Genomic DNA, 22,838 nt, shown 5'->3' with positions numbered 1-22,838 from the left:
GTCGCCGATGGGTTGCTGTTCCGTCGGCCCATGCAGCTCGATGAGCATTGCACGGAGTTTCCTGAGCTTCGGCGCTGAGGTCGCGAGCCGCCGCGTCGCTACGAGCGTCGCAAGGCAATCGAGGACGAAGAGTTGGCCGTAGCGACTGCGGTGCGGGATCTGGAAGTGGCGTTCGTGATCCGGAATATCGAGCGGTAAGAGGATAGAGGCAGTGGCCGCAAGCTCCGATTGCGGTCGCGTGACGGCGATAACGGTAGCACCGCCAGCCCGCGCGGCCTCCGCGCTGTCGATCAGGGACTGCGGGCGCCCAGTGACGGAAAAGATCAGGAGCACGTCCCGGCTGTCGCAGAGGCCCGCCGCCATGCGCTGGCGATAGGGATCGATCAGCGCTGTGGCACGCACGTCATAGCGGAACAATCGCGTCTCGGCCTCGGCAGCAATGTTCGCGGAACTGCCGCCAACGCCGAGGCAGAACACGCGATCGGCACCATCGATCGCCACAGAGGCCTGCTCAAGTGCAGCGGGGCTGCGCTGCGAGAAAGCGTGCGCGAGGGATTGGGCGGCCGCGTCGTACACCTTGGCCGCGACTGCCTCCCCTTCCTGTGGGGGTGCGTCGTCCTTGGAGAAAACGAACATGTTGGCGATGGCGATGTCCTGCGACAAACGCCGCTTGAAGTCCGGAAAGCCGCTACAGCCAAGCCGACGTGCGAAGCGCATGACCGTCGGCTCGCTCGTTCCGGCCCCGGCGGCGAGATCCTTAATTGCAAGCCGCGTCGCGGCATCGAGATCACTGAGGATGATCTCGGCAACGCGGCGTTCGGCTTTGCTGAACGTTGAAAGGCTATCCCGAATACGGTCGATAAGGCTGACAGGAACCCGCATAGTATGTCCACGAGGCGGCTTGAGGGGTGGTTGTGCTTGCGCCCTTCTCCATTTGCCTAAGGGGTTGTCAATTGTCCCGCTTCGGCCTGATAGGGCGCCCAGTGGTTCCAGGGCGTAATTTTACGACATCAACCCAACCCTAACCTACTGAAATGACTAATGCCAATGCCCGAAGGCCCGTGTTGAAGTGAATTTTCATAACGGGAACGGGTTGCAAAATTACATTCAGGTGATAGCGTTCCCCAAAAGCTCGAACAAGCGTGTCTGTTCGAGAACAAGGGAGAAACGCCATGCCGGATGTAACGCGGCGCCAATTCGCGATTGGAGCGGGCCTGCTCGGAGTCACAGGCGCGAGGCAGCTCAAGCTTCTGATCTCGCAAGCTGAAGCCCAAGGCCTAAAGCGCGTCACCCATGCGGTGTCCGCTGGTGACATCAGCTCGCTCGACCCAACCTTGGCTTGGGTCTCGGCCGAATCGCCGATTAATCCAGTCGTGATGGAGGGGCTCGTTTCGTATCCGCCGGGCACAGTCTCGACAGAATTCTTACCCGCACTCGCCGAAGGCTGGGAGATATCGGACGACGGCCGCACCTATACCTTCGCGCTCCGTAAAGGAGTGAAGTGGCAAGGCGATTTCGGCGAGTTCACCGCCGAAGATGTGAAGTTCTCACTCGACCGTTACCGCGATGCGAATGTCTCGCCTTGGGCCGGGAACTATGCCAACGTGGTAGATGTCACCGTCATCGACCCCCACAGAGTCCGAGTGACGCTGAAAGCGCCCGACCCATTCTTCCTCGCAAGCGTCGCGACCGACACCGAGTCCGTCGGCCTGATGGTCTCGAAGAAGGCTTTCGAGACGCGCGGCGCCGCTGCGATGCGCCTTAGCCCTGTTGGAACTGGTCCCTTCGCCTTCAAGGAGTACGTGCCGAAAGACCGCGTCGTCATGGTTCGGCACGATGCCTATTGGGATGGCCGACCGAAGCTCGATGAGGTCGTTGTCCGCTTCATGCCGAGCTCATCCGCGCGCGAACTCGCGATGCGCACAGGCGAGATAGACAGTATGCGCGCCGCTCTCGACGGCCAAGTGCTCGACCGCCTCACCAAACAGGGCTTTTTGATTGATAACAAGGGGCCCGAGATCAACTGGTGGCTTCATATCAACACCCGGCAGAAGCCTCTTGACGACATCCGCGTGCGCCAAGCGATCGGCCTTGCGATCAATGGCGACGAGTTTCGTGCCTTGCTCGGCGTTGTTGCAACGCCGGCAAAGGCCATGGTTGGCCAGTCCTACTTCGGTGCACTTTCCGCAGAGGAGTTCCCCGAGGCATTGCGCCGCCGCTACGACCCCGCCGCTGCCAAGAAGCTGCTCGCCGAGGCTGGCCTCGGCGATGGCCTCAAGCTCTCGATGATTATCAGCGAGCGAGACGATTACCGGCAGATGATGGTGCTGATGCAGGACCAGCTAAAACGGGTTGGCGTGACGGTTGATCTCAACCGTGTCGACCATGCCTTCTACCACAGCCAAATCGTCAAACACGTCAACCCGCTCGTCCTGTTTGGCGATATCACCTATCCGAATACAGAAATCCTGTTGACGCGCGCCTTCAGGACCGGAGCGACACGGAACTTCTCGGGCCTCTCGGACCCGACCTTTGATGCGCTCCTCGACAAGATCGCGACGAGCGGAAGCCTTGAGGAGCGACGCACGCTGCTGAAGCAGGCTCAACTCATGGTCGCCGAGAAGGCTGTTCTCGTGCCGACCGTGTTCACCGGTCAGCCGCTGGTGCGCAATAAGCGCGTCAAACTCGGTTACGAGCTCAAGTCGTCGCTGGCGCTCGAGTACCGGTACACCCACCTAGCCGATGTGCAGGGCTGAGGCGGATCCCTGATGTCCGGCGCCGGCCTATCCTTCGTTCTCGGCCGTGTAATTCGCGGTGTGGTTACCGTCTGGATCGCGGTCAGCGCGGTATTCTTCGCGCTGCGCACGATCCCGGGCGATGCCGCCGATGCGATGATGGGACAGCAGATGAGCGCGGAAGGCGTTGCGCTCATCCGCCGTCAGATGGGACTCGATCAGCCGCTGGTGACGCAGTATCTGACGTTCATCGGCGATCTCCTGCGCGGCGACCTCGGTCTGTCACTGGCGATTGGAAAGCCGGTCTCGGAATTGCTCTGGCAGGTAGCGCCGTTCACGGCAGTGGTCGTCCTCGGCGCGCTGCTGATCGGTGCGGGGATCGGGATCCCGCTCGGCTTGGCGGCGGCCAAGCGGCGCAACTCCGTCATCGATGCGATGGCGCGCACTCTCTCGCTCACCGGCCTGGTCATCCCCGGCTTCATCATCGGTATCCTGCTCATGATCCCATTCTCTGTATGGCTCGGCTGGTTTCCGGTTGTCGGGGGTGGTGAGGCGGGTGACATCTGGAGCCTTGTCTATTTCGGCACCCTACCGGCCCTGGCCGGTGGGCTCGGCATGGCCGCTTATCTCACGCGCCTCACCCGTGCGACTGCGCTCGACCTGATGCGGGAGGACTTCGTCCGCACAGCCCGCGCGAAGGGACTTTCAGAGACAACGGTGTTCTATCGGCACGTGTTGCGCAACGCGCTGGTGCCGATCGTCACCTTCGTGGGCCTCTATGCCGTGATCATGATTGGAGATTCGATCGCAATCGAGATTGTGTTTTCGCGTCCCGGATTCGGGCGCCTGATCATGGGCGGGATATCGCAGCGTGACTACACACTGCTGCAGTCGGTGCTCCTTGTTTACGTCCTCATCGCGCTTCTCGTGAATTTTGTGGTCGATCTTCTTTACACCTGGATTGATCCGCGCACGAAGCTCTCGGTGTGAGGTCGACGATGAGCGATATGCGCCTACCGACCACGACCCCCACGGTTTACCGCCCGTTTGAGGCTTTGCGCCCGGTTTTTGGCAATCCTCTAGCGATAGTTGGCGCAGTGGGCTGCTCAGTGCTGCTGCTCGTCGCAGTATTTGGGCCGCTAATTGCACCCTATGACCCGATCGAGCAAAGCATCCTCGCGCGCTTTGCGCCTTCATCCGCAGCACATTGGCTCGGGGCGGACGAGTATGGCCGCGATATGTTTTCGCGTATTCTCTATGCGAGCCGCGCCTCGCTGGTCATCTCGCTCTCCTCAGTCGCTGTCGGCCTGATTGTCGGTGTCGCCCTCGGAATTCTTGCTGCGTATCGGGGTGGAATTCTCGACGCGGTCCTGTCTGAGCTTGCCAGCCTGCTACTGTCGTTCCCGACGATTGTGATCGGGATCCTGGTGCTTGTCTCTCTCGGACCGGGCTCGGCGAACGTTATCGTTGCGCTCGCACTCTCATTCGTGCCGCGCTTTATCCGCCTTGCGCGGGCAGAGACCCTCGTGGTCATGCAGCGCAGCTTCATCGATGCATCCAAGACAATCGGCGCGAGCGATTTCAGGATCATGCTGCGCCACATCATGCCGAACGTGATCGGCACTGCGATCGTCAGCGGCGCACTCTGGACGGCGACCGCCCTCAGGGCGGAGGCGACCCTGAGTTTCCTCGGCCTCGGTGTTCCGCTGCCTTGGCCGAGCTGGGGCAACCTTGTTGCTGACGGTATGCCCAACATGTTCAGCAACCCTGAACTTGTTCTCTACCCATGCCTCGCCATCGTCTTTGCTGTGATTTCGTTCAACATACTCGGCGATGTGCTGCGGGACTACTTTGATCCGCATCTCGCCGGCCGGTGAAGGCGGATCCAGAAAAAGGAAGAATATCGATGCTTGACCGAAACTCCGCCGGCAACAATGAGCATTTGCCCGACTACATTGCGAAGTGCCTGAACGCTGATGAATTGCTGAAGCTCACCAGGGATGTTCTTTCCATTGAGTCGCACCGCGACGCGCCCGGCCACGAGACGCCAGTCGCGACCTACATTCGCGACGTCCTGAGAGCGGAGGGGATAGAGGCCGACCTGAAGGAGGTGAGCGACGGCCGATGCAACATCATCGCTGTCCTGCCGGGTACGAGCGGAGGTGGGAGCCTTATGTTCAACGGACATACCGACACAGTGCCGCCTGGCGAGATGCAGCATCCTTTCGATCCGCGTGTCGTGGGTGGCAAGCTGTTCGCGCGCGGCGCATGCGACATGAAGGCAGGCGTCGCCGCGCAGTTCTACGCACTGATTGCGCTGAAGCGGGCCGGCGTGCGGCTCGCGGGTGATCTTATCTTTGCGGGGGTGGTCGGTGAGGAGGACGGTACCAGTATAGGGTCTCTCGACGTCATCGCGAACGGCCCCGCGGCCGATATGGTCGTGGTCGCCGAGCCGAGTGACCTCGAGGTGATCGTTGCGCACAAAGGCTTCGATTACTACCGGATCGAGGTCGAGGGCATTCCGACCCATTCGAGTTGCCCGTCGCGCGGGGTGAGTGCCGTCTACAAGGCCGCCAAGATCATCACCGCCATCGAAGAAAAACTGGTGCCGCTCACCGATATGCGACCGCACCCGCTGCTCGGCTCGGCGTCACTCAATGTATCCGCCGTGATCGGCTATGCGCGTAATGAGGCAACGACCGCCCTGCGGCGCGCACCGGGCGATAAACCTCCGGGCGCCGTAGTGCCAGACACCTGCGCGATCTATCTCGACCGCCGCCGAATTCCGGGCGAGACGAGCGAAGGTATTATGGCAGACTTCGAGGGCTTACTGGACGAGCTGCGAGCGGCCGATCCGAAGCTCGACGCGAAGGTATACTTTACACCTGGGAGTGTTGACCTGCCCTCCCATCCGCCGCTCGACACCGATCCGACCCATGCGCTCGTTCAGGAATGCCTGCGTCTCGCCGCACGGGAAGCTGGCATCATGCCGGAACCGAAGGGGGTGCCGTTCTGGTCTGACGCGGCTCTCTTCAACGCGATGGCGGGAAAGCCCGCCATTGTCTTCGGTCCCGGCCATATCGGTGTCGCTCATTCCAACAATGAGTTCGTTCCAGTGCACGAGCTCATCAAGGCCGCGCGCGTAAACACGGCACTGGCTTTATCGCTGCTCGGCTGAGCCGGGTCTTCACCCACTGTCAACAGGGAACCATCACATGAAGCGTTTTATCGGTGACCCGCTACCCGTGCCGCTCACGCCCGCCGTGCAGGTCGGCAACATGCTGTTCCTCTCCGGCCAGGTGCCGACCCGACCGGACGGCTCAATCCCGGAAGGCATCGGGCCGCAGACGCAGCTCGTGCTCGAAAAGCTCAGCGCTCTCGCCGAGGAGGCGGGCTTTAGTCTGGGCGATGTCGTTAAGACGACCGTGTTTCTGCGGGACATGAAGGATTTCAGCGGGATGAATGAAGTCTACGGCAAGTTCTTTCCGAGCAATCCACCAGCGCGCTCGTGCGTGCGCGCAGAAGTCGCGATCGACGCGGACGTCGAGATTGAGGCGATCGCGATCAAAGGCGCGTGAAACGATTAAGTGGATAACGGACTTTCCCGAAGCACACGATGGTGGCGAGATGATGTACGAAGAAGTGCGTGAACTTTACCTGAGCAGGGGCTTTGGCGGGCGCGTCGGGTTCGGCATGAATCCAGCCGTGATTGTCATTGATATGGCCCGGTCCTGGCTCGACGAGTCCTCCCCGCTCGGCTCCCGGAACGCTGCAGGCGTCATCGAGCCGATCCTCACCGTACTAGCCGCGGCGCGCGGCTCCGCCGTGCCGGTCTTCTTCACCACGATGACCTTCGACCCGGCCGGAGCCGAGGCGGCCGGGCCGGTTGGGCGCAAGCTGCGGCATAGCTCAGACCAGCGTGCGCTCGATCGCAACAGTGGAATGCCCGACCTCGATCCACGCCTCGGACGGCGGGCAGACGAGATCCTCATCGAGAAGCAGCGTGCCTCCGCGTTCTGGGGGACGCCATTCGGGGCGTATCTGACGGCCCGCAGGATCGATACTCTGATTATCACCGGCTGCAGTACGAGCGGCTGTGTACGCGCCACGGCGGAGAGCGCCCACAATGCCGGTCTTCACACCATTATCGCGAAGGAGGCCGTGGCCGACCGGTCGTCACTCGCCCACGAATGCAACCTCATTGATATCGACATGCGCTATGGAGATGTTGTCCCGACGAAAGACGTCGTCGAATATCTTTACTCAAGAATGAACACGAGAAGCGTGGCGTAAGGCAACAAAAATCTTGAGCGTTCCTGGCGAACAACCGCCATCACGCTCAATGAGTGGAGTCCAATAAGATGTTCTGGGAAGATTTGACTTGGACCGAGATCGACGCGCTCGATCGGCGTACGCCAGTCGTCCTCAATGTAGCATCGATTGAGCAGCATGGGCCGCACCTGCCCGTCAACACGGATTCTGCGATCGGTCGCTATTTTGTCGGGGAGCTTGAGCGACGGCTCGGCCACCAAGTACTGGTCTTGCCGCAGGTGAAAGTCTGCTGCTCGGCGCACCACATGGATTTCCCGGGGACTCTGAGCGTCAGCCACGAGACGATGCTCGCTTATGTCACCGAAATCCTCGAGTGCGTTGTAGCACACGGTTTCAAGACCATCGTGCTGGTCAACAGTCACGGTGGCAATCAGGCGATCGGCCAAGTGATCCTCGAGAAATTTGGCGCCGCACATCGCGATTGCCGCATTGTGTTCCTCACGTGGTGGCGCATGGCGGCAGACGACCTCTCGAAGATCCAGGAATCTGGCTTCGGCGGCGTCGGGCATGCTTGCGAGTTCGAGACTTCGATCATGATGCATGGCGTGCCGAATTCCGTTCGGGAGGGCCTGATTGACGGCCAGAGTTACGTTCCGACCTACCACTGGGCTGATTCCGACATGATGACGGCCGGCCGCGCCGGGTTGTTCCGGACCGTCAAGGAGATGTCGAACGGCACAGGCGTGCTGGGCGATCCGTCGCTCGCGAGCCCCGGCAAAGGTGCCCGCATCACCGAGGCGGTAATCGGCCATCTCGCGACCATTGTTCAGGACCTGCGTGCAGACCCACCATTAGTGTCATCGGGAGTGGGTGATGTGACCTGAGCCGATCGTCCTCAAGGCTCATCGCTCTCAAGAAGGCAACAAGCAAGGAACAGCCGAGATGTGGTATCTTCCGCTTACGAGGAGAGGCATCGTATTTGCGATGCTTGCAGCGTCAGCGTTTGCGGCGCCGGCAATGGCCGATCCGCGTGTGCTCGTCATCGCGAACGATATCGGGGATACGATCTCGCTCGATCCGGGGCGCATGGCGACGTACACTCCAGCCCTGGCCCTGCACACTGCCTACGACACGCTCGTGACCATGGAGCCGGGCGACTACGTCACGATCAAGCCACTACTCGCAGAGAGCTTTGTCCGCACACCGGACCAAAAGGGATGGCGCTTCAAACTGCGCCCGGGTTTGAAGTTTGCGAGCGGCAATCCGATCACGGCCGACGATGTCGTGTTCTCCCTCAATCGCATGCTGAACCTCAAGGACCAGCCAAGCGGCTATTTCCGTACCGTGTCGCGGGTTGAGAAGGTCGACGACATGACCGTCGACATCTTCACGATCGACCCGGATGATCCGCTTCTGACGGTGCTATGCGCGCCGGCAGGCTCGATCCTCGACTCCAGGGTGGTCAAGGCCAACGGCGGTACCGATGCTGCCGACGCGAAGGAGACCGACAAGGCGACCCAGTGGCTCAACACGAAATCGGCCGGCAGTGGTGCCTATCAGATTGTGTCGTGGGAGCGGAACGGGTCCATTGTGCTGCAGCGTAATCCTCATTACTGGGGCGGCACGCCGGGCTACGAGCGGGTGGTGATCCGGCATATGGCCGAAAGCGGCGCGCAACTCCTCGCTATCCGGCGCGGCGATGCCGATGTCGCCTTCAACCTGACGCCTGAACAGATCAAATCGCTTGAAGGCGAGAAGGGTATCTCGATCGCTCGTACCGCCAGCCAAGATTGGACCTATATCGCCCTGACGAATAACCCGGAGGCCGCCCCGGCCTTCACCAAGAGGGAGGCTCGCCTCGCAGTCGCCTATGCCATCGACTATGACGGGATGCGCGACTCCCTCGTTGGCGGCGCCGCCACCCGCCCGGCCAGCTACATCTCGGTCGGCATTGGCGGCTCGACCGAGCAGCTGACGAAGGAGATCGGGTATCGACAGGATCTCGAGAAGTCAAAGGAGCTACTCGCAGCGGCAGGCTATCCGGACGGCTTTTCCTTCCCACTCTACTATCAGGCTGGCTCCTTCGGCGGCGTGCCCTACCAGCTCATGGCCCAAAAGATACAGGCCGACATCGCGCGTGTCGGCATCAAGGCCGAGCTGAAGCCAATGGATCCGGTCACGCTGCGGACCCTGTTCGTGAACGGCAAAACGGCGGCAGCTTTCGGCTATTGGAACCCGCCGGCGCCTGAGCCATTGTTGAACGCCGAGGCGGTCTTCAAGCGCGGCGCGACGCGTGTGAAATGGGATATCAAGCCCGAGATCGCCGATCTCGCCATTCGCGCATCGCGTTCGCAGGACCGCGAGCAGCAGGAGGCCCTCTATCGCAGATTTACTGAGGAGGTGCAGAAGGAAGGCCACTTCATCGTGCTTTTCCAGCCGTTCTACCAAGTGGCGATCAGGGACAGTGTAGAGGGTATCCAGCTCACTGGCGCCGGCTGGTTTGCCGAACTGGCCAGGGCAATCCCCGTGAAGTGATACGCTGCTGAATGCAGACCGGCGGGACAGGACACTTGGTCCCGCCGGCGACAGTGACGCAATCCTGCCTTCTGAGATAGCCGCAGACGATGTTGAAATACGTCATCTCTCGCCTGCTGATGGCCACCATTACGGCGCTTCTGGCGACCTTTGTTGTTTTCGCCATTGCGAACTTTGTGCCTGGTGATCCGGTTCTTGCTCAGCTTGGCGATATTGCCGCGTCGGATAAGGAATTCGTGGCCGCGTTCCGCGCGCGCTGGGGGCTCGATCTACCCTTCTGGCAACAGTATCTCGTTTTTCTCGGACGGCTGTTCCAAGGCGATCTCGGCATTTCGATCAGCAGCCAGCGCCCGGTGCTGGACGATATCGCCCAATACGGCCCCGCGACGCTTGAACTCGCGACGGTCGGTTTCCTGCTGGCGCTCCTGACCGGCATTCCGCTCGGTGTGCTTGCAGCGGTCAGGCGCAACACCTGGATCGACCACCTCGCCCGGTTCGTCTCGCTCCTTGGCGTATCCTCGCCCTCATTCTGGTTGGCCTTCGTTCTCCTCACTGTCTTCTACGGCGGGCTTCAGATTGCGCCTGGGCCAGGTCGGCTTGGCATTGCCGATCTTCCCCCGCCGACCGTGACCGGACTCTACCTGATCGACGCAGCGCTGGCCGGCGATTGGCAAACATGGCGCAGCGCCGCGGCTCATCTCGTGCTGCCCTCGATCGTGCTCGCCGCGGCGACTATGGGTCTTATCACCCGCACCACACGCGCCGCGATGCTGGATACCTTGGGGCAGGACTACGTCCGCGTTGCGCGTGCCAAGGGTGTCGACCGTCGCACCATCATTCTGCGTCACGCCTTCCCCAATGCCCTTATTCCTATCGTGACGCTGAGCGGCCTTGCTTATGCCCAGCTTCTCACCGGTGCGGTAATGGCTGAAACAATTTTCTCCTGGCCGGGGCTCGGCCGCTACACGTTTCGCAGCACGGTGACCCTCGACTTCCCCGCGATCATGGCCATGACGCTGCTCGTTGCTATTGTCTACCTGCTGATCAACCTCCTGATCGACCTCTCCTATCCGCTGCTCGATCCAAGAGTTACCCGGTCATGAGCACCCTCGCGGCGACAGTGATGGCCACGGGCGCCACGCGGCGGCGTGGACGACAGTACGCCCTCGCAGGGATCGGTGCAGCGGTGCTCGTGATCTGGCTTCTGGTGGCTCTGCTTGCACCGTGGCTCTCGCCCTACGATCCGACCCTTCCGGTAATGGAGACGCGACTTCTGCCGCCCTCGCTCGAGCATCCGCTCGGAACCGACCCCCTCGGCCGTGACGTCCTCTCGCGGGTGCTCGCTGGCGCGCGGATGACGCTTGCAGCAAGCTTCGGCGTAATCCTTCTTGGAGCGATTATCGGCACCATTGTTGGCAGCATCGCGGCCTATGCCGGCCGCTGGGTGGACGAGGCCCTGATGCGTCTCACGGATCTCGTGATGTGCTTTCCGCCGATCATCCTCGCCATGGCCATTGCTGCCGCGCTTGGAGTCGGCGTCATCAACACCGTCATCGCAATGGTGGTCGTTTGGTGGCCGAAATTCGCGCGCCTTGCGCGCAGCATTGTTCTCGTCCAGAGCCGACAGGACTACGTCGACGCCGCACGGGTTTCCGGCCTCGGGCCAACGCGCATCCTGCTGCGCCATGTTTTTCCGAATACGCTCGGCCCCCTGATCGTGCTGATGACTGTCGACCTCGGTAACGCGATCATTACATTCGCGAGCCTGTCCTTTCTTGGGCTGGGCGTGGTGCCACCGGCTCCGGAGTGGGGGGCGATGGTGGCCGAGGGGCGCGAGTACATAGAGCAATGGTGGATCGCGACCTTTCCGGGGCTCGCGATTCTCACTGTCGTGATCGCCTTTAACTTTGTTGGCGATGCCGTTCGGGACAGGCTTGATCCGCGCAGTCTCTCGCGGTGGTGACCGGCTTCGACCTCCAGAGAGATCAGATTGTCATGAGGGAGTGATGGTAACAATGTCGCAAACGATCGATATCGATGCCGGACTCATCGAAAAGTACATCATGGAGCTTGCGAAGTTCGGCGAGCACAGCGGAACTGGCGTCTGGCGCACCGTCTACTCCCCGGAATGGGTTGCAGCGACCCAGCAATATGCACGCTGGTGCGAGGACGCGGGCTTAACCGTCCACCACGACACGGTGGGTAATGTGTGGGGGCGGTTGAAAGGTCGTGAGCCAGGGCCATCCATCGTCTCTGGCTCACATATCGATACCCAGCGGCCCGGTGGGCGGTACGACGGAACGCTTGGCGCACTTGCCGGACTGATTGCCATTCGTGCTTTGAAGACGCAGTTCGGCATCCCACGCCGGACGCTCGAAGCGGTTGCGCTCTGTGAGGAAGAGGGAAGCCGCTTCCCGTCGGCTGGTTGGTGGGGCTCACGCGGGATTACCGGACGGATCGCTCCAGGCGATTCCGACAAGCTCGTCAGCCTCGACGGTACCGAGACCATGACTGACGCCATGCGCGCGGTCGGCCTTGATCCAGATGACGTTGCCGCTGCCCGGCGCAATGACATCGACAGCTTCGTCGAGCTGCATATCGAGCAAGGTCCCATCCTGGAGCAGGTCGACCTGCCGGTCGCGATCGTGTCGGGTATCACCGGCATCCGCCATTATGATGTCGAGCTGATCGGCCAGCAGAACCACGCTGGCGGTTTTCCCATGGACATGCGGCGCGATCCGATGGCGGGCTTCGCTGAGATCGCAAACTCCCTTGTTGACACGGCCCATCGCTGGGGCCGCCCCGCCGTCACGACGGTCGGGCGGGTCGAAGTTGAGCCAAACAGCGTCGCGGTGGTGCCCAAGCGCGTGCGCTTCACAGTGGATGCCCGCCATCCCGTGCAAGAATCGTATGAGCGACTGATGGCATCCCACGAGCGACTGATGCGGGAGGTCGCCGCGCGCCGCAATCTTGAGATCTCCTGGAAGGTGATGATTGATCAGCCAGCCTGCCCGAGCGATCCTGGCCTCTACGCAGTAGCGCAAGAAGCTGCCCGTGATCAGGGCGTGCCATTCATGACAATGGCAAGCGGCGCGGGCCACGACTCCCAGCAGATGGCCGCGATCGCAAAGGTCGTGATGATCTTTGTGCGCAGCAAGGACGGCCGCAGCCATACGCCCGAGGAGTTCTCGTCCATCAAAGATATCGTGGCGGGCATCCGCGTCCTTGCCGCCACGCTCCATAAGCTCGCCTACTGAGGGAAGGGGCGACGAGGATACCCAGATGACGATTATGGTTGCCTCAAAAACATCCGCGATTGCGGGCGCCTCGTCGCCAGTCCTCTCAGTCTCGGGCCTTCGCACGTCCTTCCGGAGTGGCGGCGAATGGCAGGAGGTGGTGAAGGGCGTCTCCTTTGATGTCCGCCCTGGCGAGACTGTTGCGCTGGTTGGGGAGTCGGGTTCCGGCAAGAGCGTGACTGCCCTCTCGATCATGCGACTCCTCGATGAGGGGCAGGCGCGACTCGGCGGGCGGGCAGAGCTCGTGGGCGTGGACCTTTTGAGCCTTCCCGAGCGGAACATGCAGAAGATCCGGGGTGGCGACATCGCGATGATCTTTCAGGAACCGATGACGAGCCTCAACCCGGTGCTGAAGATTGGCTTCCAGATCGGCGAGGCATTGATGCGCCACCGCGGCATGTCGCGCGCAGCCGCCGAAGCTGAGGCTCTACGGCTGCTCGAGCGCGTCCGCATCCCGGCGGCGCGCGAACGTCTCTCCGATTATCCTCACCGGCTCTCGGGCGGCATGCGCCAGCGCGTGATGATCGCGATGGCGCTCGCATGCAATCCAAAGCTCCTGATTGCGGACGAACCCACAACCGCACTCGACGTCACCATACAGGCGCAGATCCTCGAGCTCGTGAAGCTGTTGCAGGAAGAGGAGGGCATGGCCGTTCTCTTCATCACCCACGACATGGCCGTGGTCGCGGAGATCGCCGACCGCGTGGTGGTGATGTATCGAGGCGATGTCGTCGAAACCGGCCGGACGGAGGAACTCTTCGCAAGCGCGAGGCATCCCTATACCCGAGCTCTGATGGCATCGGTGCCGAGGCTCGGTGCAATGCGCGGCGAGCCGAGGCCGTTGCGCTTCCCGACCGTCGACCCCATGAGCGGCGAGACAACGCCCGCACGGCCGATCGGTGATACGGTGGCGGAGGCGGCCGGGCCGGTGCTCGAGGTAAAGAACCTTTCGACTCGTTTCGACATTCGGGCCGGTATGCTCCAGAAAGTTGTCGGCCGTGTCCACGCGGTGGAGAATGTCTCGTTCAGCATGCGTCCGGGTGAAACTCTGTCTCTCGTCGGCGAATCTGGCTGCGGCAAATCAACGACGGGCCGCTCGATCGTCCGTCTCGTTGATCCCGTGCAGGGATCAGTCCGGGTCGACGGTGTCGACGTACTGGCACTAACGGGCAGCGCGCTGCGCGAGAAGCGGCGCGCAATGCAGATGATCTTCCAGGATCCGATGGCGAGCCTCAACCCTCGCATGCGCGTGGGTGAGGCCATTGCCGAGCCGCTGGTCGTGAACGGTCTCTGCGGGCCCCGCGAGGCTAAGGAGAAGGTGGCTGATGTTTTGCGCCGAGTTGGCTTGCAGCCCGAGATGGGCAAGCGCTTCCCACACGAGTTCTCCGGCGGCCAGCGCCAACGCCTCTGCATCGCGCGCTCGCTCGTGCTCGATCCGAAGCTGATCATCGCTGATGAGGCTGTTTCCGCCCTTGACGTTTCGATCAAGGCGCAGGTGATCAACCTGATGCTCGACTTGCAGGAGAGCCTCAGCTTGTCCTACCTGTTCATCTCGCACGATATGGCTATCGTCGAGCGGGTCAGCCACCGCGTGGCGGTGATGTACCTTGGGGAAATCGTCGAAATCGGCCCGCGCGCCGAAGTGTTCGGCGACCCCCGGCACCCCTACACGAGGCAGCTGATGTCGGCCGTGCCAGTACCTGATCCACACCAGCGGCGCGTGCGTCGTGGCCTCTCGAACGATGAGATTCAGAGTCCGGTGCGCCCACCGGATTTCGTCCCGCCCGCCCGCATCTACCGGCAGGTCGGACCTGAGCATTTGGTTCAGGAATGGGAGTAGGCACGCTCCCTTAAGAATGAGCAGGACCAAGCGTTGGTCCCCAGATCGCGCGTTCCAGTGACGGAAATTAGGGTCACAAGGCGATCGTGTGCATCCGGCGGTTCCGCAGCGAGCTGCGCGCGGTGGTGAACCGGTAGCTGGTGTTCTAGTTTGGGGCGTAAAGAGCGGTCGCGCAATCGCGGGGCCGGCGTTAAGGGTGCGGAACTCAGTTTTGGTGCTGCGCGGTCAGGCCCATCCTCCTTAATACGCCAGTCCACGTCGAGTGGGCCGAGGACGACCTTCGTGGGATCTGCTCTCGCAGCTTCGATCTCTGACGCAGTCACTAGGAATTTCGTAAATTTACTGTCGGCGTCGACGAGGGTAGTTACAACAGCTCCGCCCGGCCCTAAGATTTCTGCCGGGTCGGCATGTATTTGGTAGCCAATACAATGCGCTCGCGCTTCAGGGTCGTGGTTCGACTCCGGGTCTCACTCAGTTGAACGAGGCAAATCGAGGTCCATCGAGGGTAAAACATCGACGAAATGGATATGCATAGCCTGAAGCTGGTGCATGACTGCATTGGACAGAGAGGAAACCAATATGCTGGCCTGCTGCACGCGAGCGTAATCCAGCAGTATGCCTTCTTGGAATCTTGGTGGGAACAAGGTTGTGAATGACTGCCCCTGCCAATTCACCCCATTCATTACCGTAGGTGGCGCGTGGTCTATGTGGTCGCCATCGCTATGAGCAAAAATTTTGTTACGCTTGGCGATTAGCTCTTCATGCAACGTCCGGGTAAACGGTGAAAGCCTAATGCCCATTTTCCTGTACGAGAGGCGAGGAAGTCCCCCTTGCGATTCCGAAAATGGCCTGCAGTATGACACGATCAACGTCGTTTCATAACAAGCAAATTTTCGAAGCCCCGCTAGTGGATAGCGCTCCTCAAAATCCACATCTTCTTCGATGAAAGTGATAGCGCTGCGCGCATGGGCCAAATCCCGCAGGGTAAGTATCAGGCGGTCAAACAACCCACGATCTTTTAGAACATCGTCTGGCAGGCGTCCGGGATCAGGTGGCTCGAAGGCCCGTACACCTCCAGAGCTCATCTTGCCGTCAATCTTCTCCAAGTAGAACCACTCGTCGGGGAACTCGAAGCGCTTTTTTAGGGATTCTTTGTATGCAGCTTCTAGTTTCCCTGGCACCTTCATTTCGTCGACCTCATTTACAATTGCGGAAAACGAACAGGCGATACGAGCCTTTGTGGTGTCGATCGTGATCGCGCTGCGGGCCTCGCGCCCATAGAGGCGCAGGATGCTCTCCTTGGGCCGGTCTCCTTCCCGCACTATGTCCTCGCCCCGATCAACGGTCCAGGTATGGGCGAGCGCACGCCCGTCGTGACGTCGAACTCAAGGTCGGCGTGGTGCATCCGGTGCAGTCGCCAGAGCGCCGGGACGGCGTGGAGCAGCACGTGCTGGCAGTAGATCACGAGGTCGCGCACCACGACGACGGCGGCGACCTCGAGCCACGGCGGCTACGGGCATGTGGACCTAGGCGGCCGGGATCGCGTTGATCGCGCTCTCCTCCGGGTTCGTAGCTCCTCAGGAGTGACTGCCCTGTCGAGGCACTGCGGAGCCTGCCCCTGGATCACATCGCCCGCGGTGCTCCTGTCTAGGCACCGATCATCCTTGGCTGCCCGACGTGAAGCGCCGTGCGATCGTCATCCGTGGCTGTCGCGCTCGCCTCCAGGGCCGGCACACTGGCGTGACGGAGCAAATCCGCCTTCACGGCCTCGAATTCCGGCAGCGCGTGCGCCGCAAGCCTACCCGGCTCGCCGATCATGCCACGCGGCACCCCGGGGATTGCCGCCCGTCGGAACGGCGGCTCCGCCGCAGGGACGACGGGTCGTCCGGTCCGTTCCGGTCGCCCGGGAGCCGTTCCGGACCTCCGTGACGGCGATTGCCGCGGCGGGGCCTCCGTCCGGCTCTGCCGGAGCAGGCGCTCTCCCTCCGCCGTCAGGGTGATCGTGCGGACCCTGCGGTTGTTGCGCCGGATGAGACCGACCGCCTCAAGCGATCCAAGAATTCTGGAGAGGTTGGCCTCACCAATACCGACGGCCGCGATGATGTCCCGGCGCAGGGCCGTGCCATCCTGACGCCGAAGCTCCTCGAGGATGGCGCGACAGTGCGGACGTTCGAGGATGTCGGCGGTGGGATGTGCCTCGCTCAGCCTGGTCCAGGCAGATGTCAGGTCCGAAAGCGCGAGCAACTGCTGGCCGAATACCGGACTGCTCAGACTCCTGGCTTGGGCGGAGGCCTGCCGGATAAGGTCAGTCCAATCCCTCAGCTCGGTCGTCTGCCGGGCGGTCAGGATCCGCAGCGTTGCCGCGCTCAGGGCCGCATAGGCCCGCGCGGGGAACACCTCGGGGGCGGTCTCGAGCAATTGCCGGAACACCGGGATGGCATCCCGTGGAGAGAGATCCGCGAGCGAAATGCGCTCCATTCCCTCTTCCAAGTCGATGCCGGACATGACATACCTCACGACTGACGTTTTACAACGATTTACATCACGCGGGGTTCCCCCGTCAAGGCTAGCCGGCGACGTCAGCCGTCCATGGTCGGTAGACATGCGTGTCGCTCACCCGGAGATCGAGATCCTCCCGGGGCAGCAGCACGTAGCCCAAGGGCTTGCCCCTCTCGTCCGGCGGGAGGAGGCGGTCCGGCTGCTGGACGACGAGACTGCGCGTTCGGTATCTCGACCGCATCAGGTCTGCCGTCCTGATGTGGCCCTGCATGGTCGAGCGCCAGCCGCAGGAAGGGACGAGCACGTAGTCGACATCTAGGTCCTCGAAGGGGCCGCCGCGCCCCTTCTCGCAGAAGTCGAGGCAGATCCCGAACGCGATCAGCGTTTCCTCTGTGACCAAGATGTTGATGGTATCGCCGGGCCGGATCCGTTCCTTGCGGAGCTCCGGATCGGTGAATGTGAGGATCTTCCGGTGACGCAGGATCTCATAACCGTATGCGTCGACGATTTTGGCCTCGTTCACGAAATCCGCCCCGTCCTCTTCATGCCAGGATCCGGCAACGACAAGGAGCGGGCGGGCCGGGTCAGCCGAGGGCGTTGACCAGCCGAGTCGATTGCCCAAGTGCGCCTTTAGGCTGGCGAGCGAGGCCGGCGTGATCGTGAGCTCAGGGAGGACGAGCGCCGCGCACCGCTCGTGATGCGCGGTCTCGAGGTGATCCCTGATCTGGCTATCCTGACCGTCGCATTCGACACCAGTGACCACGAAGTCCACGTCGTTTTCGTCGAGCTCGAAGCACAGGTCTGGGAACACCGCGCCCGCGAGCCTGAGGCCGACGGGCCACTCGCCGGCCATGTCCCGCCAGGTCAGCCGCACCTCCAACCCGTTCATGTGAGCCGGGAGGAGACGATGGGATTTCATCAGATCCCGGCGGACGAGCCGGATCCGGTCATCGACCGATCCCTCTTTGCGAGATGTGCGGTAGGCCCCTTGCCTGGGAATGAGGAGGAAGTCCCGATCGGTACCTGGGATGCGCCACTGTGAGTTGGGATCGTATGGCTGGTCAGGGCCGACCAGGTCGTGATGCACCTCGTCGAGGGCCTGGATCTGGGCGGCAATCCGCAGCAGCAGGTCCGCCGGATCGTCCGTTTGGACCATGGCGTGGTTGTCCGCGAGGATCCTGCCCCTTGCAGCCTCGCGCTTCCTCTCGAGGCGGGACATGCTGACCACGCTCCGGTTCCGCTTGGTGGCGAGCGGCAGGCAATCCATCAACTCCGCAAGCTCGACGAGCGAGGCGGCCATCCCGCGATGCCCGCGCCTTCCTGCAGCACCCATGCGCGCGATCACGCTCCGCGCGTGCTCGATCCACTGTTTCTCATTCATGTCGTCCATCTGCCCCGATCGTCTCCTCCCCCTTCAGGAAATCCCGACTACGTCGGTCAACACCGACGACTGGATCGCCCGGGACTGGTCCATATGTCTCCCCTAAGGGAGTTGCCCGATGGCGGGAACAGGAAGCGATCGGTATCGACGTGGATTGCGTGTCTTCGGCTGAACACACCGTCGACTCCGTTCATCCTTGCACGCGGGCATGACCTCCTCTTCCGGAGCCGCGGTAGCTTGGCAAGCATTCATGCCTCCACTTGATTGGCGAAATGGATGGTTCCTCGTCCGGCGGCTTGGGCTGTGAGTTGCGGATGAGGAGAACCGCTTCTCTGGGATTTTGGTAATTTGGCACCGGAATGCCGTTTGAGACCTGCGGCTGCATTCGGTGAGGCGTTAACCAGTCGTTAACCATCTGGGCGCAGCCTCATGGCCGGGTCGGTTCAACCGGCTCGTCTCCCTTGATCTTCCCCCGCCCGGCCACGTCGTGCTTGGTGGGGTCTCTTTTGAGGCTATTGCGATGACTCTGACATTGATCGTGTTGGGACTCGGGGCGCTGTATGCGCTACCCAACAGGAGAGGCATGCGGTTGCTGGGGAGGAGCCTGTTCCATCCGCAGTCTACGACGGCGGGCATGTAACTGCAGGACCGTCGCAATCTTCAGCACGCTGCCGAACAAGGTGCGGCTCGAGATCGACGCAATGGCCCGCGTGACCTTTGCGCAGATACAATCGAGAGACCCGGAGGACTGGAGCGGTTTGCCCGAGTACAAGACAATCCTCTTACGCCCTATCTCCACAGCCGCAGTAAAAGCACTTCTTGAGTCCCGCGAGATGGAAAGCTGCTGATGTCCGCCGCTGACGACGATGCGCCCGCATGGCTCCAGCAGCTCCAGGAAACCATGGATGAGCTGTCGCACGCGGAACAGGGCTACTTGCTGTTGAAGCTCATCGAAAAGATGCCCGCCTGGCTTGATAGAGTCGAGGCGAACACCAAGACCGGCGCCGAGAAGGAACACGTGCATATGGCCCGGCGACAGTTCGCCGAAATGCAGATCGAGATCTCCCGCCAACTTGCCGAGATGCACGAGGACGATGATCGCTCACTGAGTTGACGTGACGTCATCCCACGTCCATAAATCGCGCTTTCCGAGCCGACGTCCGTTTGCTTGTGCCGGACGGATTGGCTTGGGAGGCCCCCGCGTTATGGTCAATCCCCCCAAGCCCCTGGCGCGGGGGCCATTTGTTTTCGGATCCCGCCGACCGTAGTTCGATCGTTACCTTTGGCTGGGAATGCGTGTGAGCAGAAGTCCGCCATTATGCGGCAAAGCCTCATACGCAACCGACGGCGCATTGAGCTTCGCAGCGGCCGCGTAGCGCTTCAGGCCGGAAAAATAGACCTCGCGGGATCCGTCTTTGCGGGGCGCTGAGGATTTGTAGATCAACTTCGACTTCTGGCGCGTGGGGACGATAATCGTCTTGTCGCCATCGACGTACCAACGCCGGAAGTAGCCGATCCCCTCGAAGAGCTTGCAGAGCGGTCCCTGCCCCGGCAACCGGATGACCTGGCGATCGCTGCCGTCGGAGGTGTTGTAGCGCTTGGTCTCCAGAACCTCCGGCTTCAGAGCTTGCGGTTCAGGGGTTGCGGGCTGCTCGTGCGCTTCCGGGGCACGCTCAGCGGCCGGGCTCTCCCCAGCGAAGCTTGGGACCACTTGGAAGGACTCGATACGACGGCTCTTCCAGGTCTCCGCCTCGGCAAGCTTGAAGACGAACTTGCAGATGCCGGCGTTCTTCAGCGCGACGAGGGCCTCCATCACTATGTGCGGTTCCGCCTTGGCGCCCGGCAGCACAACCTGTTCGGGCTGGTCGGAGCCGTGCGGCACAATCGTGACCAGCCGGTAAGGCGGCCGATTCCGATATTCTTTGACCTCTCCGATCTCGACCACCGTGGCCGGAACCTCGGAAATCTGATGCTCAACTGGAGCCCGAGGCGCCCGTCTCGAAGACAATTCCTTCCGCCTGAAGGATTTCTGGGTTTGCGGGGCGGATATTTGTTGGTGCATGGGCGACCCGGCGATTCGAAAAAGAAATTCTGTTTACTGTGAGGCTCTATTTTATAGGCTCCGGCGCGGTTCGTCTGCATTTTTGGAACGGTCGCCAGTTTCTGGGACTCGAGGCTCAACGAAAATGGCGGCGTAAGCCCTGCCGGATTTGCGGCCGCAAACACCAATGGTGCCGCCGGATCTCGGCGGCTCTGGGATACACCGGTGTGTGGATTCAGGGGAAACCTGTTAATTCCGGGAGCGGATCTCTGGAGGGATTGGCTGACCGGCTCCGACTCGCCTGACGCACGTGTTGCTAAATCGGGGCCAGCTCGATCACGTTGGCGCGCCGCCGGCTGTTCCAGCCGTAGAAGACGACCTTGATGCGGTCCTTTCTCAGGACGGCATTGATTTCGTTTTTCTGGTATTTGAGCACCTGGCCGATGCCCTGGGCGTTCATTTGTGGATTATAGCGCCGGATGAGGTCCCGAGCGCTCACCGCCCCAGGCGCTCCGTGGTCACGCGCATACAGGGAAAGCGCTTCGCCGATCAGCCCAGTGTAGCGACCCATTCCTTTCCTCTTTCCTGTTTAAATCTTGTGGATAAATCGGCTTGTAATCAAATTCAGACTCGCGTCCAGCCCAGCTTGGGCGGGGCGGTGATTTTTAATGCCCGCGCGTGCTCGAAATGCAACTTCTGGCGAAATTCGCCGGCCTACGGGAATTTTGGCGGCCGAAATCTTGAAATCAGGCTTTCCCAGGCAAAATGCCTTGGGCTCCCAACCCCGTCCATAGCGCGATCGCGAATCGCGCGAGAGAACGGGACGCGGCCTCGATCGCCTGTTCGGGCGTGTCGTAGACCGTGTCGCTCTGAGCGGTTCCCGTGTACCAGGACCATTTGCGGATTTGCGCGGGTGCGCCCGGTTTCCAACTGTCATTGCGGACGTACTTGGCGAATACAAATGCTGATCCGACGACGCCCGTGTCCTTGATCATCAGGTGGTGGCCGTCCGCACCATTGGGTCTCTTAGGCCAGAGGCTGACGATGTGCCGGGTGAGTGCGTTTTCATCCATGGAGCGCTACTCGAACCGGCAGGGAACGGTCGTCTGCTCAACGATCTGTCTTGTGAGGTCGATCCCGCTCCCCTTGGGGTTGCCAAGATCGTCCGTCTCTTTGTGGTTCCACTGGATCTTCCACTCGAGCGCGTCGCCGCTCGTGCGGCCCTCGACGATGTCCATCACGTCGAAATCGAGATCGGGAAATTTGTAGTTTGGCTCCGCGCTGGTGAGACGCTCAACTGTGCGGCGCGGACTGAAGTAGGAAAGTTCCATAGAAAATTGTCCTCCCGGGATTTTGAGCCTGCGATGATCCCGAACAGGAGGGACAAACAAAAAAGCCGCCGGGGCGCGGCGGCTCTCAACGTAGAAGGGCTCGGCACTCTCAATCACTGAGCGTTCCGGGCACGATCCACCACGAAGTTGATGGCGAGAATACGGGCACGCGTTGCCCGACACGACCCACGATGATGCGGGGTGGTTCCCACGGACCGTCGTGGAAGTAAGCGACCATCATCCAACCACTCCCGTGTGCCTCCTGGCCTATTTGTGTCCTGACCCCGGCTCAGGTGGAAGCCTATTGCTCGGGTCGCGCATTCCTCAGAGCGTTGGCGATCTCCTGAAGGATGTCGGGCATTCGGCCCGGTGCACCACCCTTCGCGGCGTAATCCCTGAGCATGTAACGGGCCTGGTCGAGGGCGAGCGGAGCTCCGTCGATGATCGGGATCTGGGCCTCAAGCTCACGCACACGTGCTTTGGCGACAGCTGCTTCGGCAGCGGCTTCCTCGGCCTGCTTGATTGCAGCTTCTGCCTTCTGGTGCGGTGTCAGTCCGGAGCGCCGCTGCAGCGTCAATGTCATCGCACCAAGTTCGCGCTGCTGGACCTCCATCTCGGCGTAGTTTGAGGGAGCGCCGTCACGGCATCCCAGTACCTCGGCCAAATATTCGGCAATATACGAGACCGGGCTGCCCGTGAAATCGAACACGAAGCCGCCGTCATGTGGACCCGCGCGTAACAGGCGAACGTCATGGAAGCGTTCCTCCGCTAGAGCTCTGAGGCGCTGGCATTCTTGCTCAAGCCGCCGGGATTTCTTCCGCTCGGCGGCGAGCTGTCCCTCGAGGTCGAGCGCTTCGGTGCTCTCGCCCACGTTCGGGCGGGGATCGTGCGAAGAGTCTGAGTGCATG

23 protein-coding genes are annotated in these 22,838 nt (G+C 61.5%); 13 read left to right on the top strand and 10 right to left on the bottom strand.

Going from position 1 to position 22,838, the window contains the following annotated elements:
• Nucleotides 1-882: MurR/RpiR family transcriptional regulator (locus BN1233_RS29170; RefSeq protein WP_046867153.1), on the bottom strand; the 882-nt coding region annotated here is incomplete at its 3' end.
• A gap of 290 nt (nt 883-1,172) precedes the next feature.
• Between BN1233_RS29170 and BN1233_RS29165 the strand changes: the two genes are divergently transcribed.
• The 12 genes from BN1233_RS29165 to BN1233_RS29110 all read left to right on the top strand — a co-directional run bounded on the left by BN1233_RS29165 (nt 1,173) and on the right by BN1233_RS29110 (nt 14,678).
• The gene (locus tag BN1233_RS29165; RefSeq protein WP_046867152.1) at nt 1,173-2,756 is read left to right on the top strand and encodes an ABC transporter substrate-binding protein; all 1,584 of its coding nucleotides are present in this window, start codon (nt 1,173-1,175) and stop codon (nt 2,754-2,756) included.
• Between the two features lie 12 nt (nt 2,757-2,768).
• Nucleotides 2,769-3,725: an ABC transporter permease gene (locus tag BN1233_RS29160; protein WP_046867151.1), complete on the top strand. Its 957-nt coding sequence runs from the start codon at nt 2,769-2,771 to the stop codon at nt 3,723-3,725.
• Between the two features lie 8 nt (nt 3,726-3,733).
• On the top strand, nt 3,734-4,612 hold the full coding sequence (locus BN1233_RS29155; protein WP_046867150.1) for an ABC transporter permease: 879 nt from the start codon (nt 3,734-3,736) through the stop codon (nt 4,610-4,612).
• Nucleotides 4,613-4,641: 29 nt separating this feature from the next.
• Nucleotides 4,642-5,913: a M20 family metallopeptidase gene (locus BN1233_RS29150; RefSeq protein ID WP_046867149.1), complete on the top strand. Its 1,272-nt coding sequence runs from the start codon at nt 4,642-4,644 to the stop codon at nt 5,911-5,913.
• A gap of 37 nt (nt 5,914-5,950) precedes the next feature.
• Nucleotides 5,951-6,313, top strand: coding sequence for a RidA family protein (locus BN1233_RS29145; protein ID WP_046867148.1), 363 nt, complete (start codon nt 5,951-5,953; stop codon nt 6,311-6,313).
• Nucleotides 6,314-6,362: 49 nt separating this feature from the next.
• Nucleotides 6,363-7,028, top strand: a complete 666-nt coding sequence (locus BN1233_RS29140) for an isochorismatase family protein (protein WP_046867147.1) — start codon at nt 6,363-6,365, stop codon at nt 7,026-7,028.
• A 68-nt stretch (nt 7,029-7,096) separates the two neighbouring features.
• Nucleotides 7,097-7,891 (top strand): creatininase family protein, encoded by a 795-nt coding sequence (locus tag BN1233_RS29135; protein ID WP_046867146.1) that lies wholly within the window; start codon nt 7,097-7,099, stop codon nt 7,889-7,891.
• Nucleotides 7,892-8,024: 133 nt separating this feature from the next.
• Nucleotides 8,025-9,542: an ABC transporter substrate-binding protein gene (locus BN1233_RS29130; protein WP_187144395.1), complete on the top strand. Its 1,518-nt coding sequence runs from the start codon at nt 8,025-8,027 to the stop codon at nt 9,540-9,542.
• A gap of 89 nt (nt 9,543-9,631) precedes the next feature.
• Entirely contained in the window at nt 9,632-10,645 is a 1,014-nt protein-coding gene (locus tag BN1233_RS29125; RefSeq protein ID WP_046867144.1) for an ABC transporter permease, read from the top strand.
• Entirely contained in the window at nt 10,642-11,505 is an 864-nt protein-coding gene (locus BN1233_RS29120) for an ABC transporter permease (RefSeq protein WP_082145713.1), read from the top strand. Before BN1233_RS29125 ends, BN1233_RS29120 begins: the two co-directional genes overlap by 4 nt.
• A 52-nt stretch (nt 11,506-11,557) precedes the next feature.
• On the top strand, nt 11,558-12,799 hold the full coding sequence (locus BN1233_RS29115; protein WP_046867143.1) for a Zn-dependent hydrolase: 1,242 nt from the start codon (nt 11,558-11,560) through the stop codon (nt 12,797-12,799).
• 25 nt (nt 12,800-12,824) lie between these two features.
• A complete protein-coding gene (locus tag BN1233_RS29110; protein ID WP_082145712.1) occupies nt 12,825-14,678 on the top strand; it encodes an ABC transporter ATP-binding protein in 1,854 nt (617 codons plus the stop codon).
• Between the two features lie 467 nt (nt 14,679-15,145).
• Here the strand turns inward: BN1233_RS29110 and BN1233_RS43415 are convergent, their stop codons facing one another.
• The 4 genes from BN1233_RS43415 to BN1233_RS29095 all read right to left on the bottom strand — a co-directional run bounded on the left by BN1233_RS43415 (nt 15,146) and on the right by BN1233_RS29095 (nt 18,567).
• A complete protein-coding gene (locus BN1233_RS43415; RefSeq protein ID WP_048710117.1) occupies nt 15,146-16,000 on the bottom strand; it encodes a hypothetical protein in 855 nt (284 codons plus the stop codon).
• Nucleotides 16,000-16,158 carry a sterol desaturase family protein gene (locus BN1233_RS45020; protein ID WP_082145711.1) on the bottom strand — a complete coding sequence of 53 codons (159 nt, stop codon included), beginning with the start codon at nt 16,156-16,158 and terminating at the stop codon, nt 16,000-16,002. The genes BN1233_RS43415 and BN1233_RS45020 overlap by 1 nt, the downstream gene beginning before the upstream one ends.
• 167 nt (nt 16,159-16,325) lie before the next feature.
• Nucleotides 16,326-17,183 (bottom strand): winged helix DNA-binding protein, encoded by an 858-nt coding sequence (locus tag BN1233_RS29100; protein ID WP_046867142.1) that lies wholly within the window; start codon nt 17,181-17,183, stop codon nt 16,326-16,328.
• A gap of 61 nt (nt 17,184-17,244) precedes the next feature.
• Nucleotides 17,245-18,567, bottom strand: coding sequence for a carbon-nitrogen hydrolase family protein (locus BN1233_RS29095; RefSeq protein WP_046867141.1), 1,323 nt, complete (start codon nt 18,565-18,567; stop codon nt 17,245-17,247).
• Nucleotides 18,568-19,405: 838 nt separating this feature from the next.
• On the opposite strand from BN1233_RS29095, the gene BN1233_RS29090 reads away from it, so the two are divergent.
• Nucleotides 19,406-19,672 (top strand): hypothetical protein, encoded by a 267-nt coding sequence (locus BN1233_RS29090; RefSeq protein ID WP_046867140.1) that lies wholly within the window; start codon nt 19,406-19,408, stop codon nt 19,670-19,672.
• Nucleotides 19,673-19,834: 162 nt separating this feature from the next.
• Here the strand turns inward: BN1233_RS29090 and BN1233_RS29085 are convergent, their stop codons facing one another.
• The 5 genes from BN1233_RS29085 to BN1233_RS29065 all read right to left on the bottom strand — a co-directional run bounded on the left by BN1233_RS29085 (nt 19,835) and on the right by BN1233_RS29065 (nt 22,837).
• A complete protein-coding gene (locus BN1233_RS29085) occupies nt 19,835-20,503 on the bottom strand; it encodes a hypothetical protein (RefSeq protein WP_046867139.1) in 669 nt (222 codons plus the stop codon).
• Nucleotides 20,504-20,915: 412 nt separating this feature from the next.
• The gene (locus BN1233_RS29080) at nt 20,916-21,170 is read right to left on the bottom strand and encodes a hypothetical protein (protein ID WP_046867138.1); all 255 of its coding nucleotides are present in this window, start codon (nt 21,168-21,170) and stop codon (nt 20,916-20,918) included.
• Nucleotides 21,171-21,345: 175 nt separating this feature from the next.
• Nucleotides 21,346-21,672 carry a hypothetical protein gene (locus BN1233_RS29075; protein ID WP_046867137.1) on the bottom strand — a complete coding sequence of 109 codons (327 nt, stop codon included), beginning with the start codon at nt 21,670-21,672 and terminating at the stop codon, nt 21,346-21,348.
• A 6-nt stretch (nt 21,673-21,678) separates the two neighbouring features.
• Nucleotides 21,679-21,930 (bottom strand): hypothetical protein, encoded by a 252-nt coding sequence (locus tag BN1233_RS29070; RefSeq protein WP_046867136.1) that lies wholly within the window; start codon nt 21,928-21,930, stop codon nt 21,679-21,681.
• Nucleotides 21,931-22,231: 301 nt separating this feature from the next.
• Nucleotides 22,232-22,837 (bottom strand): hypothetical protein, encoded by a 606-nt coding sequence (locus BN1233_RS29065; RefSeq protein WP_046867135.1) that lies wholly within the window; start codon nt 22,835-22,837, stop codon nt 22,232-22,234.
• Nucleotide 22,838 lies beyond the last annotated feature (1 nt).

Origin of the sequence: Microvirga massiliensis (genome assembly GCF_001006805.1) — a bacterium.
Lineage (GTDB): Bacteria > Pseudomonadota > Alphaproteobacteria > Rhizobiales > Beijerinckiaceae > Microvirga > Microvirga massiliensis.
The sequence above is the reverse complement of the archived record's forward strand: the minus strand, read 5'-3'. Positions and strand labels throughout refer to the sequence as shown.

Excerpts from the sequence above, each read along its gene's own strand:
- BN1233_RS29165 (WP_046867152.1), top strand. The coding sequence starts at position 1,173 with ATGCCGGATGTAACGCGGCGCCAATTCGCGATTGGAGCGGGCCTGCTC.
- BN1233_RS29160 (WP_046867151.1), top strand. The coding sequence starts at position 2,769 with ATGTCCGGCGCCGGCCTATCCTTCGTTCTCGGCCGTGTAATTCGCGGT.
- BN1233_RS29155 (WP_046867150.1), top strand. The coding sequence starts at position 3,734 with ATGAGCGATATGCGCCTACCGACCACGACCCCCACGGTTTACCGCCCG.
- BN1233_RS29150 (WP_046867149.1), top strand. The coding sequence starts at position 4,642 with ATGCTTGACCGAAACTCCGCCGGCAACAATGAGCATTTGCCCGACTAC.
- BN1233_RS29145 (WP_046867148.1), top strand. The coding sequence starts at position 5,951 with ATGAAGCGTTTTATCGGTGACCCGCTACCCGTGCCGCTCACGCCCGCC.
- BN1233_RS29140 (WP_046867147.1), top strand. The coding sequence starts at position 6,363 with ATGATGTACGAAGAAGTGCGTGAACTTTACCTGAGCAGGGGCTTTGGC.
- BN1233_RS29135 (WP_046867146.1), top strand. The coding sequence starts at position 7,097 with ATGTTCTGGGAAGATTTGACTTGGACCGAGATCGACGCGCTCGATCGG.
- BN1233_RS29130 (WP_187144395.1), top strand. The coding sequence starts at position 8,025 with ATGGCCGATCCGCGTGTGCTCGTCATCGCGAACGATATCGGGGATACG.
- BN1233_RS29125 (WP_046867144.1), top strand. The coding sequence starts at position 9,632 with ATGTTGAAATACGTCATCTCTCGCCTGCTGATGGCCACCATTACGGCG.
- BN1233_RS29120 (WP_082145713.1), top strand. The coding sequence starts at position 10,642 with ATGAGCACCCTCGCGGCGACAGTGATGGCCACGGGCGCCACGCGGCGG.
- BN1233_RS29115 (WP_046867143.1), top strand. The coding sequence starts at position 11,558 with ATGTCGCAAACGATCGATATCGATGCCGGACTCATCGAAAAGTACATC.
- BN1233_RS29110 (WP_082145712.1), top strand. The coding sequence starts at position 12,825 with ATGACGATTATGGTTGCCTCAAAAACATCCGCGATTGCGGGCGCCTCG.
- BN1233_RS29100 (WP_046867142.1), bottom strand. The coding sequence starts at position 17,183 with ATGTCCGGCATCGACTTGGAAGAGGGAATGGAGCGCATTTCGCTCGCG.
- BN1233_RS29095 (WP_046867141.1), bottom strand. The coding sequence starts at position 18,567 with ATGGACGACATGAATGAGAAACAGTGGATCGAGCACGCGCGGAGCGTG.
- BN1233_RS29090 (WP_046867140.1), top strand. The coding sequence starts at position 19,406 with ATGTCCGCCGCTGACGACGATGCGCCCGCATGGCTCCAGCAGCTCCAG.
- BN1233_RS29080 (WP_046867138.1), bottom strand. The coding sequence starts at position 21,170 with ATGGGTCGCTACACTGGGCTGATCGGCGAAGCGCTTTCCCTGTATGCG.
- BN1233_RS29075 (WP_046867137.1), bottom strand. The coding sequence starts at position 21,672 with ATGGATGAAAACGCACTCACCCGGCACATCGTCAGCCTCTGGCCTAAG.
- BN1233_RS29070 (WP_046867136.1), bottom strand. The coding sequence starts at position 21,930 with ATGGAACTTTCCTACTTCAGTCCGCGCCGCACAGTTGAGCGTCTCACC.
- BN1233_RS29065 (WP_046867135.1), bottom strand. The coding sequence starts at position 22,837 with ATGCACTCAGACTCTTCGCACGATCCCCGCCCGAACGTGGGCGAGAGC.